Annotated in this window: 16 protein-coding genes; 10 read left to right on the top strand and 6 right to left on the bottom strand. The window is 65.5% G+C overall.

Going from position 1 to position 14,645, the window contains the following annotated elements:
- The first annotated feature begins 140 nt into the window (after nt 1–140).
- Together CH296_RS13120 and CH296_RS13115 are read left to right on the top strand one after the other, a co-directional pair.
- Nucleotides 141–902 carry a CoA transferase subunit A gene (locus tag CH296_RS13120; protein WP_094684939.1) on the top strand — a complete coding sequence of 254 codons (762 nt, stop codon included), beginning with the start codon at nt 141–143 and terminating at the stop codon, nt 900–902.
- A complete protein-coding gene (locus CH296_RS13115; RefSeq protein WP_094628668.1) occupies nt 899–1,540 on the top strand; it encodes a 3-oxoacid CoA-transferase subunit B in 642 nt (213 codons plus the stop codon). Before CH296_RS13120 ends, CH296_RS13115 begins: the two co-directional genes overlap by 4 nt.
- 68 nt (nt 1,541–1,608) lie before the next feature.
- Here the strand turns inward: CH296_RS13115 and CH296_RS13110 are convergent, their stop codons facing one another.
- Nucleotides 1,609–2,457 carry an aldo/keto reductase gene (locus CH296_RS13110; RefSeq protein ID WP_094628670.1) on the bottom strand — a complete coding sequence of 283 codons (849 nt, stop codon included), beginning with the start codon at nt 2,455–2,457 and terminating at the stop codon, nt 1,609–1,611.
- A gap of 54 nt (nt 2,458–2,511) precedes the next feature.
- On the opposite strand from CH296_RS13110, the gene CH296_RS13105 reads away from it, so the two are divergent.
- The 5 genes from CH296_RS13105 (at nt 2,512) to CH296_RS13085 (ending at nt 7,367) form a co-directional block, all read left to right on the top strand.
- The gene (locus tag CH296_RS13105; RefSeq protein WP_094684938.1) at nt 2,512–4,185 is read left to right on the top strand and encodes a phospholipase D family protein; all 1,674 of its coding nucleotides are present in this window, start codon (nt 2,512–2,514) and stop codon (nt 4,183–4,185) included.
- A gap of 104 nt (nt 4,186–4,289) precedes the next feature.
- Entirely contained in the window at nt 4,290–5,183 is an 894-nt protein-coding gene (locus tag CH296_RS13100; RefSeq protein WP_254923841.1) for a 1-phosphofructokinase family hexose kinase, read from the top strand.
- A complete protein-coding gene (gene surE, locus CH296_RS13095; RefSeq protein WP_094684937.1) occupies nt 5,180–5,929 on the top strand; it encodes a 5'/3'-nucleotidase SurE in 750 nt (249 codons plus the stop codon). The genes CH296_RS13100 and surE overlap by 4 nt, the downstream gene beginning before the upstream one ends.
- A 93-nt stretch (nt 5,930–6,022) precedes the next feature.
- The gene (locus CH296_RS13090) at nt 6,023–7,075 is read left to right on the top strand and encodes a M4 family metallopeptidase (RefSeq protein WP_032395217.1); all 1,053 of its coding nucleotides are present in this window, start codon (nt 6,023–6,025) and stop codon (nt 7,073–7,075) included.
- A gap of 10 nt (nt 7,076–7,085) precedes the next feature.
- On the top strand, nt 7,086–7,367 hold the full coding sequence (locus CH296_RS13085) for a protealysin inhibitor emfourin (protein ID WP_052049464.1): 282 nt from the start codon (nt 7,086–7,088) through the stop codon (nt 7,365–7,367).
- A gap of 14 nt (nt 7,368–7,381) precedes the next feature.
- On the opposite strand, the gene CH296_RS13080 is transcribed toward CH296_RS13085, so the two are convergent.
- The 3 genes from CH296_RS13080 to CH296_RS13070 are packed head-to-tail and all read right to left on the bottom strand — an operon-like array spanning nt 7,382 to nt 10,463.
- A complete protein-coding gene (locus tag CH296_RS13080) occupies nt 7,382–8,041 on the bottom strand; it encodes an NADPH-dependent F420 reductase (protein WP_094684981.1) in 660 nt (219 codons plus the stop codon).
- Nucleotides 8,042–8,078: 37 nt separating this feature from the next.
- The gene (locus CH296_RS13075) at nt 8,079–9,569 is read right to left on the bottom strand and encodes an NAD(P)/FAD-dependent oxidoreductase (protein WP_094684936.1); all 1,491 of its coding nucleotides are present in this window, start codon (nt 9,567–9,569) and stop codon (nt 8,079–8,081) included.
- 27 nt (nt 9,570–9,596) lie between these two features.
- Nucleotides 9,597–10,463, bottom strand: a complete 867-nt coding sequence (locus CH296_RS13070) for an SDR family oxidoreductase (protein WP_094684935.1) — start codon at nt 10,461–10,463, stop codon at nt 9,597–9,599.
- 74 nt (nt 10,464–10,537) lie between these two features.
- On the opposite strand from CH296_RS13070, the gene CH296_RS13065 reads away from it, so the two are divergent.
- Nucleotides 10,538–11,182 (top strand): TetR/AcrR family transcriptional regulator, encoded by a 645-nt coding sequence (locus CH296_RS13065; protein WP_032395220.1) that lies wholly within the window; start codon nt 10,538–10,540, stop codon nt 11,180–11,182.
- A gap of 8 nt (nt 11,183–11,190) precedes the next feature.
- On the opposite strand, the gene CH296_RS13060 is transcribed toward CH296_RS13065, so the two are convergent.
- Nucleotides 11,191–12,192: a DMT family transporter gene (locus tag CH296_RS13060; RefSeq protein ID WP_045198491.1), complete on the bottom strand. Its 1,002-nt coding sequence runs from the start codon at nt 12,190–12,192 to the stop codon at nt 11,191–11,193.
- Nucleotides 12,193–12,231: 39 nt separating this feature from the next.
- On the opposite strand from CH296_RS13060, the gene CH296_RS13055 reads away from it, so the two are divergent.
- Both CH296_RS13055 and CH296_RS13050 read left to right on the top strand, forming a co-directional pair.
- Nucleotides 12,232–12,765 (top strand): CGNR zinc finger domain-containing protein, encoded by a 534-nt coding sequence (locus tag CH296_RS13055; protein ID WP_032395222.1) that lies wholly within the window; start codon nt 12,232–12,234, stop codon nt 12,763–12,765.
- Nucleotides 12,766–12,863: 98 nt separating this feature from the next.
- A complete protein-coding gene (locus CH296_RS13050; RefSeq protein WP_094684934.1) occupies nt 12,864–13,145 on the top strand; it encodes a hypothetical protein in 282 nt (93 codons plus the stop codon).
- A 45-nt stretch (nt 13,146–13,190) separates the two neighbouring features.
- On the opposite strand, the gene CH296_RS13045 is transcribed toward CH296_RS13050, so the two are convergent.
- Entirely contained in the window at nt 13,191–14,642 is a 1,452-nt protein-coding gene (locus tag CH296_RS13045; protein ID WP_094684933.1) for an aldehyde dehydrogenase family protein, read from the bottom strand.
- Between the last annotated feature and the right edge of the window lie 3 nt (nt 14,643–14,645).

Here is a 14,645-nt window from a genome sequence, read left to right as displayed (position 1 = left end):
GCCATAGTACGTCCACTCAGTGGACGCCGAGCCCGCATCCGTTCACCGAACGAGCAAAAACCGGCATTCTCCGCATCCAAATACACAGCTCAGGTTCACTGGGTTCAACGTTTGCTCAACGAACACATCAGGAGCTGCAAGTGACTGGAAAGACCTACGTGTCCGCCGCCGAGGCGGTCGCGGACATCGGCCGAGGAGCGACCATCGCGGTCGGTGGCTTCGGATTGTGCGGCATCCCCGATGCCCTCATCGAGGCCATCGCGAACACCGACGCCACCGAGCTCGAAGTGTTCTCCAACAACTGCGGCGTCGACGGCTACGGGCTCGGAATCCTGCTGGCAGCCGGACGCATTCGCCGTGTCACCGCGTCGTATGTCGGTGAGAACAAGGAGTTCGCCCGCCAGTACCTCGCCGGCGAACTGGAGGTCGAGCTCACCCCGCAGGGCACGCTCGCCGAGCGACTTCGCGCCGGCGGCAACGGTGTTCCCGCGTTCTTCACTCCGGCCGGAGTGGGCAGCCCCATCGCCGACGGCGGAATGCCGTGGCGCTACGCCGCCGACGGATCCGTCTCGATCGCGTCGCCGCCCAAGGAGACTCGGGTGTTCGGCGACAAGCGCTACGTTCTCGAGAAGTCCATCAATGCCGACTTCGCACTGGTGCACGCCGAGATCGGTGACACCGCAGGAAATCTCGTGTTCGACAAGACGGCGATGAACTTCAACCCCCTCGCCGCGATGGCAGGCAAGATCACCATCGCGCAGGTCGAGAATCTCGTCGAGCCGGGCGAGATCGATCCGGCCCACGTACATCTTCCCGGAGTGTTCGTCCAACGTGTCGTGCACACCGGGCCACAGGACAGGCGCATCGAAAAGCGCACCGTCAGTTCAGGAGTTCGAGCATGAATACAGGGTGGACACGCGACCAGATGGCCGAACGCGCCGCAGCGGAAATGGTCGACGGGGAGTACGTCAATCTCGGCATCGGACTGCCGACGTTGATCCCGGGGTACCTCACTGACGCGGTCAAGGTCACCCTGCACTCGGAGAACGGCATCCTCGGCACCGGGCCGTACCCCACCGAGGACGAGGTCGACGCCAATCTCATCAACGCGGGCAAGGAGACGGTCACCGTCAATCCCGGTGCCGCGTACTTCGATTCGTCGTTGAGCTTCGGCATGATTCGCGGTGGCCATATCGACACCGCCGTGTTGGGCGGCATGCAGGTCTCACGCACCGGCGACCTCGCCAACTGGATGGTGCCCGGCAAGATGGTCAAGGGCATGGGCGGTGCGATGGACCTCGTGCACGGTGCCCGGCGCGTCATCGTCGTCATGGAACACACCGACCGCGACGGGAACCCGAAGATCCTCGACGCCTGTACTCTGCCGTTGACCGGACAGGGCGTCGTGAATCGCATCATCACCAACCTCGCCGTCATCGACGTCGTCGGCGACGGTACCCTCGCACTGGCCGAGCTCGCACCCGGTGTCACTTCCGAAGAGGTCACCGCCGCAACGGGATCCGCACTCACGATCCCGTGACACAGATGTCGTGATACCACTGTGGGCTCGAACGTATCGACAACGTTCGAGCCCACAGTTCGAGGTATCTAGTCCGGAATCATGTCGAAGGTGTCCGGGTTCGGGCCGTTACGACCCTGTTCACCCTTGTCCAGGGCCGTGATGGCGTCGACGTCGGTGGAGCTGAGCTCGAAGTCGAAGATCTCGAAGTTGGCCTTGACACGCTCCGGCGTCACCGACTTCGGGAAGATGATGTTGCCGCGCTGAATGTGCCAGCGCAGCACCACCTGAGCAACGGATTTGCCTGTGGCGTCGGCGATTCGCTTCAGTTCGGGGTCGTCGAGAACGTTGCCCTGAGCGATCGGCGACCACGCCTCGGTGGGGATGGCGTGCTCACGGCCGTAGGCCCACACGTCGTTGTTGACGAAGTACGGGTGGACCTCGATCTGGTTCACCGCGGGGACAGTCTCGGTCTCCTCGGCCAACCGGTCGAGGTGGGCCGGCTGGAAGTTGGATACGCCGATGTTATGGGCGCGCCCGTCGGCGACGAACTCCTCCAACGTCTTCCAGGTGGAGACGAAGTCGCCGTCGTAGCGAGTCGGGAGCGGCCAGTGGATCAGAAAGAGGTCCACGTAGTCGGTTCCGAGGTCGCTGAGGGTCTTGTCGAATGCCGTTCGCGCATCGTCGGGCTTGTGGAAGCCGTTGTTGAGCTTGCTGGTGACGAAGACCGACTCGCGGTCGAGGCCGGAATTGCGAATACCTTCGCCGACCTGCTTCTCGTTGCCGTACATCTCGGCCGTGTCGATATGGCGGTAGCCGATTTCTAGTGCCGTTTCGACAGCCTTCGCCGTCTCGTCGGGATCGATCTGGAACACGCCGAAACCGAGCTGCGGGATCTGCTTGCCGTTTCTGAGCGTGACGTTGGGTACCTGAGTCATGACGCTCGGGTGCCCGCCCTCTCGGTGCTTCAAACCGGATGAAATGATGCGGTCGTGATAGTGCAGCGCATCCGGCGCGTCGTCGACCGTGTCTCCGAAAGCCTCGGCCGATCCTCCTCAGCCTTGATCTCTCCGGAGCGGCACTTCGACCCCGCTCATCCGTGGTTCCTCACTGCCACCGAACGCGGCAACGACGACACTCGAATCACGGCCTGGACGGAGGGCAACCGCGTCCAGAATCTCGTGCACGGCAAGACGTACTTCGCGGCGTTGGCGAAGGCGCTCGAGAAGACCGAGCGCGACGATCTGGTGCTCTTCACCGATTGGCGCGGCGACCCGGAGCAGATGCTCACCGACGACGGCGTGACCGTCGAGGATGCACTCGCCGACGTCGCGCACCGCGGTGGTGTCGTCAAAGGCATGGTGTGGCGCTCGCACATCGAGACGCTCGGTTTCACCGGACCGAAGAATCGCAAGCTCGCCCTTCGCCTCGAGGAGGCCGGTGGTGAGGTGATCCTCGACCAGCGCGTGCTGGTGACCGGAAGCCACCACCAGAAGTTCGTGGTCGTGCGGTACGGCAGGAAAGATCTGCCCGACATCGCGTTCGTCGGCGGGATCGACCTGGCCCGTGCCCGACGCGACGACGCCGATCATTTCGGTGATCCGATCTCACGCCCCTTCCCGCCCGAGTACGGGGAGATCCCGGCCTGGCACGACGTGCAGGTGCAGCTCGAGGGCCCGGCGGTGCGGGACGTCGAGGACGTCTTTCGCGAGCGGTGGGAGGATCCCGCAGCCCTGTCCCGACTGCCCTGGCACGCGATACCCGACATGATCCGAGGCGTGACGCGTGAGCCGTCGGAACTGCCGCCTGCGGCACCGGCTCCGGAACGTCGGGGCACGTGCTCGGTGCAGCTGTTGCGCACCTACCCCAGGCGGCGTCCCGCCTACCCGTTCGCGACCAAGGGCGAGCGCAGTGCAGCCCGGGCGTACGCCAAGGCACTCGACCGCGCCACCGAATTGATCTACATCGAGGATCAGTACCTGTGGTCGGTCGATGTCGCCCGCGTGTTCGCGGTTGCGTTGCGTCGCAAGCCGAACCTGAAGCTGGTGGTGGTGGTTCCCAAGCACCTCGACGACGACAGCGCACTCACCATTCCCTCTGCGCTGCTGGGGCACTCGGCCGCGCTCGAGGTCATCCGCGCTGCCGGCGGTGATCGCGTACTGGTTCTCGACATCGAGAACGACCGCGGAATACCTGTGTACGTGCACTCGAAGGTCTGCATCATCGACGACGTGTGGACCGCGGTGGGCTCGGACAACTTCAATCGTCGTTCGTGGACCCATGATTCGGAGCTGACGGCGGCCATCGTCGACGAAGAACGCGACACCCGCGAGCCCCTCGACCCCGCAGGCCTGGGCGACGGTGCCCGTACCCATGCCCGCAACCTGCGCCTGGAGCTCATTCGCGAACACCTCGGCCGGGCCGATGGTGACGACGCCGACCTGGTGGATCCACAGCAGTTCTTCGATGCGATCTCGGCCTGTGCGACGGCACTCGACGAATGGCACCGCAACCCGTCCTCGGGCCCGCGCCCGACCGGCAGGCTGCGCCGACACGAGATCTCCGTGCCGCCGGTCTGGCAGCAGCGACTCGCTGCGTTCGCGTACCGGCTGTTCGTCGACCCCGACGGCCGCCCGATCGGAATGCGCCTGCGCCGCCGCTTCTGACGTGCTTGCCGTTTCGGACCTGACATATCGGGCATTCGCCCTCGATGCCTCCCTCCCCTCGCGAACTCAGTGCTCTCGTCTTCGCCCCATCCCCACTCTTGACGGTGACCCTCGACCGAGCCCCAAACGGCAACACCGAACTGCACGTGCACGCAGGCGGCCAAGGCCATTGGATCGCCCGGATGGCCACGGTGCTCGGCCTCGACGTGACACTGACGGGAGTGTTCGGCGGCGAGATCGGGGGCATTCTTCGCGACATCGTCGAGCGGGAGGGCATCACCGTCGTCTCCGTCGACATCGGCCAGGAGAGCGGCTCGTACGTTCACGATCGCCGCAGCGGTGAGCGCGAGATCCTGGCCACCGTCGACCCGCCGCCGCTGGCCCGGCACGCCCTCGACGACCTGTTCAGCGCCGCCCTCGCAGCCGGTGCCCGCAGCGACGTCGCCATTCTCGGCGGACCGCACGAAGACGACATCGTTCCGCCCGAGGTGTACGAGCGGCTGTGCGCAGACCTCACCGCCCTGGGCAAGACGGTGGTGGCCGACCTCTCGGGACCGACCATGATCGCCGCGCTCGCCGGCGGCCTGACGGTGCTCAAGGTCAGCCACGAGGACCTCATCGCCGACGGCCGGGCCGAGTCCGAGGACCCGGCGCACCTGATCGATTCGATGCGGCAGATGCACGACGACGGCGCGGAGATCGTCGTGATCTCGCGGGCCGGAGATCCAGCCCTGGCGCTGGTCGACGGCGACGTGCTCGAGATCGTCACGCCGGGGCTGCGCATGGTCGATCACCACGGAGCAGGCGATTCGATGAGTGCAGGCATCGCCGCGGGGCTGGCTCAGGGACTGTCGGTCCCCGAGGCGTTGCGACTCGGCGGTGGAGCGGGCACGGCCAACGTCACGCGCCGTGGCCTCGGCAGCGGGCGACGCGACCTGGTTCTCGGCCTCACCGAAGCGGTGGAGGTTCGTCCGTACGAGAAGGCAGGCAAGAAATGAGAGCCCTGATCACCAACGACGACGGCGTATCCAGTGAGGGCATCGCCCTGCTCGCACGCGTGGCAGTGGAAGCCGGTCTCGACGTCGTCGTCGCCGCGCCGCACGAGGAGCGCAGCGGGGCCAGCGCGTCCTTGACGGGCATGGGCGTCGACGATCACCTCGGTATCGGATCCGTCGCCATTGCCGGTCTTCCCGACGTCCCGGCATACGCGGTGCAGGCGTCACCCGCTCTCATCGCGTTCGTGGCCACCCGCGGGGCGTTCGGCGACCCCCCGGATCTGGTGCTCTCCGGAATCAATCACGGACCGAACACCGGTGCCGCCGTACTGCATTCGGGCACGGTCGGAGCCGCGTTGACGGCACTGACGCATCGGGTCCCGGCAATGGCGCTGTCGTCGATCGCCACGGAGCCTACCCATTGGGCGACGGCCGAGCACGTGGCCCGCATCGCGGTGACGTGGATGATGTCCCACGGCCCGTCCGATGCCGTCGTCAACGTCAACGTCCCGGACGTTCCGCTCACGGAGTTGGCGGGAATCGTGCCCGCATCTCTGGCCCGCTACGGCGCGGTCCAGGCCGAAATAGGCGATCGCGGGGAGGATTTCGTCACCGTTCGTTTCGACGAGATCCGAGCCGAGGACGACGATTCCGACGCGTCGCTGTTGGCCCGCAACTGGGCGACGGTGACGGCGATCCGTCCGCCCAGCGAGGTGGAGGGAATCGACCTGTCGGCGATGCGCAGCTGACCTGTTTCGTTCGAGCTCACCGAGATGTGTCGGTGAGCTCGTGCACACTGGGACCATCACCGCACATGCCACGGACCTAGGGGGTCACCGCGTATGACGTTCCATTCTGTAGTTCCACCGTTTCTGCTCGAGCGGCTGCAGGGGCCGGGTGCTCGCGCCACTCTGCTCGCCGATCGTGAGATGCGCGCAGGCCGCGAGGTGGTGCAGGCTCGCACCGCCATCGCCCCGCGCACCGGCGGCACGCTCGAGCGCACGATCTCCGACGCGCAGTCCACTCGTGATCTACCCGGCCGGCAAGTACGTGCCGAGGGCGAGGATCCCACGGGCGATGCCGCGACCGACGAGGCGTACGACGGCCTCGGTGCCACATACGCGTTCTTCGACGAGGTCTACGGCTACTCGAGTCTCGACGGAAGCGGCCTGCCCCTCGACGCGACCGTGCATTACGGCCAGGACTACGACAACGCGTTCTGGGACGGCTCGCGCATGGTGTTCGGCGACGGTGACGGTGAGGTGTTCGCTCGATTCACCGTCTCGCTCGGCGTCATCGCACACGAACTCGCGCACGGGTTCACGCAGTACACCACCCCGCTCGAGTACAAGGACCAGGCCGGCGCGCTGAACGAGTCGATCTCCGATGTGTTCGGCGCACTGGTCGAGCAGTACACAGCCGGGCAGAACGCCGAGGACGCCTCGTGGCTGATCGGCGAAGGCCTGTTCCTGCCTGCAGTGCAAGGTAAGGCGTTGCGCTCGCTGCTCGAGCCCGGAACCGCCTACGACGACGACGTGCTCGGCAAGGATCCGCAGCCGGCCAGCATGGACGATTTCGTCGTCACCACCGAGGACGACGGTGGTGTGCACATCAATTCGGGCATCCCGAACCGCGCGTTCGCCGTTGCGGCCACCACGCTCGGAGGTCCGGCCTGGGACCGCATCGGGCAGGTCTGGTTCGACACGATGACCGTCGGCGGACTGTCCCCGACAGTCGATTTCGCCGGGTTCTCGGCCGCGACCCTCGCCGCAGCAACCAAGCGATTCGGAGCCGGTTCCGACGTTGCCGAGGCCGTGGCCACGGGTTGGTCTACCGTGGGGGTGAAGACAACAGGGCTCGAGTCCCTACCGAAGCCGAGCGACGATCGGGTGTGATCGAGAGCAGATGAGCCTGCGCATCGAGGTACTGCGAACCGGTGGTGTCGCCGGGATGTCCAAGCGCGGCGTCGTCGAGACCGACGAGCCGGAATGGCAGTCGTTGGTCGAGGCCGCGCAGCCGTACATCGCCGATCAGCAGGCCGCCGATCCGGCCGAGTCCAACGCCCGCGACACCTTCGTGTGGAGTGTGTCGGTGGGTGAGCACTCGTGCCGGGTGGGCGATTCCAGCTTGACCGGCCCGCTACGCGACCTCGCGGAGCGCACACTCCGCGAGGGTCGCGTCCGGTAGCGCGAGAACCTCGTTCAGGCCTTCCACTCCGCACTGCGTTCGTCGGTCGCCTGACCCAGCGCCTCGACGAGGGCGTCGATTCCGAAGTCCTTGCCGTACGACGGCGTTCCCGGCTGCTGACGCCACGACTGGGCGAGGGTTCCGCCGTCGACGGGGTCGAATCCGAGCTCGTCGATGACCGAGAAGACCAGCTTCTTCGAATCGTTGTCGTCGCCTGCGATCGGTAATGCGATTCGACCTCTGGTCCCGGCGGGCACACCCTTCTCGAGCAGGTGCTTGTACCAGATTCCGTTGAACGCCTTGATGACCGGCTCGCCGAGTTGCTGAGAGACCCACACGCTTTCGGGCGTCCCACCCTCGATGTCCTCGATCAACCCGTCCCGCTGCTGCGGATAGTAGTTGTTGGTCTCGATGATCGGGGCCCCGGGCTTGCGGGCGGAAGCAATTCCCGGAGCGAGATCGGGAACGTTCTTCTGCGGAATGCTCAGCAGCACCAGGTCTGCGTCCTGCGCGGCCTCCGCGGCCCAGACGGCAGTCGCTCCGGTCTCCGCTGCCAGGTCCGCCAGCGTTTCCGGGTCACGTGAATTCGAGAATCTGATCTCGTGACCGAGCGCCGCCCAACGCCGAACGAGGGTGCCGCCGATCAGTCCACTTCCGATGATTCCAATTTTCATATCGAGAACCAACACACTCGACCCGAAACAATTCCCGTCAGGATCCGATCGAGACCTTCGCGCGCGGACGGCCGAACTTCATGGCCTTGTCCACCACCTTGCCGTAGCGCAGCACCGGAAGGTCGCGGAAGTAGTTCATGCGCAGCTTCCACGGGGTCTCGCTGCCCTGCCTGGGGAAGTTGTCCACCGCCCGCAGAACGTAGCCCGCGGCGAAGTCGAGGAACGGTTCTTCGTCGATGGACGGGTCGCGCTCGAGTTCGACGGTGCTGTATCCCTTCTCGTCCATGTGCGCGAGCAGTCGCATCACGTAGTTCGAGACCATGTCGGCTTTGAGCGTCCACGAGGCGTTGGTGTATCCGACGACGAAGGCGAAGTTGGGGATACCGGTGAGCATCATGCCCTTGTAGGCCATGGTGCTGGGCAGGTCGACGTCCTTGCCGTCGACGCGGAACGTCGCGCCGCCCAAGGCAGACAGATTCAATCCCGTTGCGGTGACGACGATATCGGCATCGAGGTGCTGGCCGGACTTCAGCTTCAGTCCGGTCTCGGTGAACGTGTCGATGTGGTCGGTGACGATCGAGACCTCGTCTTTGCGAATCGAGCGAAACAGATCGTTGTCGGGCACCAGGCACAGCCGCTGATCCCACGGGTTGTAGGACGGGGTGAAGTGGGTGTCGAGGTCGTACCCCTTCGGCAGCCACCCTTCCTGCATCGTCCGGATCCGCTTCTTCATGAACTCCGGGTACTTCTGGCTCAGGGTGTAGATCAGCATCGCCATGGACACGTTCTTGAGCCGAGTGGCGCTGTACGCCAATTTCTTCGGCAGGCGCTTGCGAAGGGTCAGCGCAATCGGATCCTGCGACGGAAGCGAGAGGACGTAGCTGGGCGAGCGCTGCAGCAACGTGACGTGCTCGGCATCGCGAGCCAGATTGGGGGCCAACGTGATTGCCGTGGCACCACTGCCGATCACGACGATCTTCTTGCCCGACCAGTCCAGATCCTCGGGCCAGTGCTGCGGGTGGATCACCTGGCCGCCGAACTTGTCCTGTCCGGCGAACTCGGGACTGAAGCCCTTGTCGTAGTCGTAGTAGCCGCTGCAGGAGAACACGAACGACGCGGTGACCGTGACCGTTTCGTTCGTATCGCTTCGATGCGCGGTCACCGTCCAGAACTGCTGCTCGGACGACCATTCGAGAGCGACGACCTTGTGATGGAACCGGATGTGCTTCTCGACGCCTGCTTCTCGCGCGGTCTCGACGATGTAGTTGCGGATATCGGTGCCGTCGGCGATGGATTTCTCGCCCATCCACGGCTTGAAGCTGTATCCGAGGGTGTACATGTCGGAGTCGGAGCGAATCCCGGGATAGCGGAACAGATCCCACGTCCCACCGATCGCGCCTCGGCTCTCGAGAATGGCGTAGGTCTTGCCGGGCAGATCGTGCCCGAGGTGGCGCGCGGCCCCGATCCCGGACAGGCCTGCACCGATGATGAGGACGTCGACCTCGGGAGAGGGCAGTACGGAAGTCATGTCAACGATTCCTTCGATGTCTTTCGATCAGCTGGTCTTGTTGCGAGCGCTCTCGGACCTACCGAGGCGGGCTACTTCTTCGTCCATCTTCGGCAGGATCGTCGGCACGTGCTCGAGCATGCTGCGATCACCCAGCCGCGAGGTGACGACGGCCTTGAACCACGACGCAGCGCCCACCCACCGCGGAACATAGACGCGCCTCTTGCGCTTGGCCAGGCCGTCGACGAACGCGTCGACGCATTGCTCGACGGTCATCGTCTTGCCCAACGGGCCGGGCAGCACGGCGAGCAGATCCTGGAATGCGGTGAGGTCGGACTTGGCGTCCTGCACCATCGGCGTATCGATCCAGGCCATGTGCGCCGAGCCGACGTCGACGCCTCGGTAGTTGACCTCGAGCCGGAGGGCGTTCGCAAAGTGTTCGGCTGCAGCCTTACTGGCGTTGTACGCGGCCAGGCCGGGGCACGGGGTGAACGCCGCGAGCGAGGAGACGACGAGGATGTAGCCGTTACGTTCGATCAGCGACGGCAGGGCGGCGCGGACGGTGTTGAACACGCCCATCACGTTGATGTCCATGACGCGTTGGAACGTGGCGGGATCGACCTGCATGATCGATCCGTAGCTGGCGATTCCGGCGTTGGCGAGCACCAGATCGATGCCGCCGTAGGCCGCGATGCCGCCGTCGACTGCGCGCTGCATGTCGTCCAGATTCCGCACGTCGGCGACGAACGCTTCGGCCTTCAGCTGCGTCGCCAGCTCTTGCAGCGGGGCCTCGTCGACGTCGACGAGTACCAGCCTGGCACCTTTGCCTGCCAGGTCGCGCGCGGTCGCGGCACCGATTCCCCGCGCTGCTCCGGTGATCAGAACGACCTTGTTGCGTAGCGTCGACGCCGCCATGTGCTCCCCCCTCGATCGGAATGCCTGTCTGCGAACACTTTGCATCTGATACCGAGCGGTGTCAAGATCTGTCTGTGACCATCCCTCACAGTGAAGTCGGCCGCACCTACCGAGGTGCCGATCCTCGGCAGCGGCAGCAGGAGCGTCGGATTCGCCTGCTCGACGCAGCCGTCGAAGTCTTCGGAACCACCGGCTACCGGACCGCAACCGTGGAGAAGGTGTGCAGCGAGGCGGGCCTGACCAAGCGCTACTTCTACGAGTCCTTCACCAACAGCGAGGACCTGCTGATGGCGACCTACGCCCGCGCCACCGACGCCATGCGCGAGAACATCCTGGCCGGTGCCGCCGCTGAGGCCGACTCCACCGAACAGGTGCTCCGAGCCGCTCTCACCGGCTTCTTCACCTTCGTCGCCGAGAATCCGAAATCTGCGCGCATCGCCTTCGTCGAGATTCTCGGGGTCTCGTCCACCGTCGATGCGCTCTACCGCAAGACCACGACCTCGTTCTCGGAGACCGTGCTCCAGGTGGCCGAGGCGGTCGGTTCCGGCCACGGGCTCGCCGGGCCGAACCGTCGAACACTGGCCATGGGCCTGGTGGGCGCGGTCCTCACCATCGCCCAACAATGGCTGCTCTCTCCCGAGCGCGAACCGTTGGATTCGGTGATCGCCAGCGCCCACACCATCCTCGCCGCCGTGGTCTTCGGCCGCGTCGACGGTTGACCGTCAGGTCACGGCCTGCTCTGCAGCGGCTCCACCGGCTCCTCCGCCGTGGCTCGCTCGCCGGACTTGACGACGACCACGCCGAGCAGAACCAGTGCGCCACCGGCCAATTGGATCGGTGCCGGAGCCTGACCAAGCAGCAACCACGCGAACACAAGTGCGGCAACGACTTCCATCAATCCCATGAACGACGCCAACCGTGACCCGAGGCGTCGGCCCGCGGCGATCCCGAGGACGTAGGCCAGTGCGGCCGTCACGACGCCGAGGCCGATGATCGGGACCCACCACGGCACAACCGCATCGACGAAGGTGACATCGGTGAGCGGGGCGGCGAACGGGACGATACCGATCAGCCCTGCGACCAACAGGATGAGACCACCGGTGAGCAGGCCGGCCCCGGCGAGCACGATCGGCGGGAGTCCGTTGCTCTCGTCCGCCGACAGCACCCAGTAGACGGCCGCACCGGCCATCGAGCCCAGCGCCCACAGCACACCGACGGTGTCGACGTCGGCACCGGAGATCAGGTCGAGCACGAGCACCAGACCCATCGCGGCCAGCAGTGCGCCCACCACGGTCAGCCGACCCGGTCGCTGTTGGTGACGGAACCACATCCAGCCGATGACGGCCACAGGCGAGGTGAACTCGATCAGCAGCGCCACCCCCACCTCCATCCGTCCGACGGCGTTGAAGAACGCGAGCTGGCAGCCTGCCACCGCAAAAGCTCCGTAGGCGAGCAGCAGCTTCCAGTTCTTCGCCAGCAGGCTCCATCGCCCACGCAACGCGAGAATCGACGGAATCAGCAGGACGGCCGCCGCCAGCAGGATTCGCGCGGTCACCGCAGCCCCGGCCGTCCAGCCGGCGTCGAGCAGTCCCGTCGCGAGCGACCCGGAGAGGCCGAAGGACGCCGCCGAGAGCAGCGCGAAACCGAGTCCCGAGAGTCGACGCGACCGCGCCGCAGCGTCGTGGGTGGCCGCGAGATCTACCTGCGCGTCATGAGTGTAAGCCGTCATGACATGTGACAGTAGGGAGTGACTTGGTAAGGTGTCAACATGCTTTTTGCTCATGACGCGGAATTGTCGTTGCTGTCCGCCGTGGCCTTGGTCAATTCGGCCGAGGACCCGGACACACTGACCACGCGGGAGCAGCTCGCCGAGTTCTTCACCGAACAGGGGTACTCCGGCCGGTTCGACGGCGACGACGCCGAGCTCGAGGCGGTGAGGGCGCTGCGGCCGACCCTGCGCGCACTGCTCACCAGCAGCCGCGACGACGCCGTGGTGGAGGTGAACCGTCTTCTCGCCGAGTCCTCGGCCCTGCCCAGGCTGGTTCGTCACGGAGATCTCGACTGGCACATCCATGCCGTCGCCGACGACAGTCCCCTCGTGACCCGCATCGTGGTCGAGACCGCGATGGCCATGATCGACGTCATCCGGGCAGACGAGCTCTCGCGCTTCGACGTCTGCGCCGATCCGGACTGCAACGGGCTGGTGCTCGACCTCTCACGCAACCGGTCGCGTCGGTTCTGCAGCACCACGTGCGGCAACCGCGCAGCCGTTGCCGCGTATCGAGCACGCAAGGCCCAGTAGGACCGCGGGGCTTAGTCGATCGGCTTTCGGGTATTCCACGATCGAACTGATCGAAAGGAATTACTCCCATGGTCGAGAAAAGGCCTCCCGTATCAAGCATGTCCAGAGCTGTCGTCAACATGTTGGCCGTCGTACTGATCTTTGCCGGAATTGCCGCAATCGGCGGCCTGATCGCCGCATTGGCCGGCGGCTTCGAGGGTTGGGCCATCGTTGCGGGCATCGCGGTAATCGCGCTGTTCGCCGGCGGATATCTGGCCGTACGCGAGGGCGCTCGTCGTCGATCCAGCGAGTCCACGCAGGTCGTCTACGCGCCGGACCACACCGACGAACTGTTCGACGTCGACCCCAACACCGGCGAGCGGACCCCACACCGCGAGTAGAGCACTGGATGCGGGGCCGCTGCAGGTCCGAAACGGCTGTGGGGCTCAGAACGGATATCTCTGGATGTCCGACTGCATCGTGACCCACTGCAGGTCACAGAAGGTGTCGAGGTTGACGGTGGTGCCGAAGTGCCCACCCGAACCCGAGGCCTTCACGCCACCGAACGGAGCGACCGCCTCGTCGTCGACCGTCTGATCATTGATGTGCACTGCGCCGGAACGGATTCGGTCCGACAACTCGTACGCCGCGAACGGATTCGCGGTGACGATCGCAACGGACAGGCCGTATTCCGATGAATTGATGATCTCGATCGCCTCGTCCACGGTGCGGTACGTGGTGATGGGTGCGACCGGGCCGAAAATCTCCTCGGTGAACGCGGGTGAGTCCTTCGGCACGTTGCCGAGCACGGTCGGCCGGTAGTGGAGACCGTCGAACGTTCCGCCTGCAGCCAGTTCGGCACCGGCCGTCACCGTGCTCTGCACGATGCCGTCGACTCGCTTCAGTTGGTTCTCGTCGATGATGGGCCCCAACGCATTCGACGGGTCGGTCGGGTCTCCGACGGTGATGCGTGCAGCGATCTTCGCAAGCTCCGCGGTGTACTGCTCGGCGAGATGCTCGGGAACGAGGTGCCGGCCCGACGCCATGCAGATCTGCCCCTGGTGCAGGAACGATCCCCATGCGCCCGCCGATGCGGCGGCCTCGATGTCTGCGTCGGGCAGCACGAGGAACGCGTTGTTCCCGCCGAGTTCGAGGTGGACCTTCTTCAGTAGTGGCGCTGCAGCTTCCGCGATTCGCCGGCCGGCTGCCGTGGACCCGGTGAACGAGATGCACGGGACATCGGGGTGCGAGACGAGAGCGGCTCCCACATCGGCACCCGAGGGCAGTACGTGCAACAAACCGTCCGGCAGGCCTGCTTCGGCGAAGATCTCGGCGAGGATCAGACCACCCGAAATCGGCGTTCGCGGATCGGGTTTGAGAACGACGGCATTGCCGACGGCCAGAGCAGGTGCGACCGACCGCATGGACAGTACCGAGGGGAAGTTGAACGGACTGATCACGCCGACGACGCCCATCGGAACGTAACGCCCCACCGAGAAACGCGATTTCGCACTCCGCAGCACCTGCCCGTAGGGCTGCGACGCGAGAGCGGCGGCCTCGGTCAGCTCGGCGAGAACCAGTCCGATCTCGGCCCCCGCCTTGCCGTGACTCGATCCCGATTCGGGAACCAACCACCGCGTCAGACGCTCGGGATCGTCCGCGAGAAGCTCCGCGGCCCTCGTCATGACCGACGCTCGCTCGGTGTACGGCTTGGCGGCCCATTCCTTCTGCGCACGTGCAGCTTTCGCGACTGCTCGATCGAGGTCGGCGACGTCGGCGGCACCGACGGTGGCCACGACCGACCCGTCGGACGGCGCGGTCACGTCGAGGGTTCCACCACCGCCGTCCACCCATCCGCCGTCGAAGATCTTAGCCGTCCACGCCAGTGTGTTCGCCATGTC

Source organism: Rhodococcus sp. 14-2496-1d, from assembly GCF_002259365.1.
Classification (GTDB): Bacteria; Actinomycetota; Actinomycetes; order Mycobacteriales; family Mycobacteriaceae; genus Rhodococcoides.
Note: the sequence above shows the minus strand (reverse complement) of the source record. Positions and strands in the feature narration are given on the sequence as shown.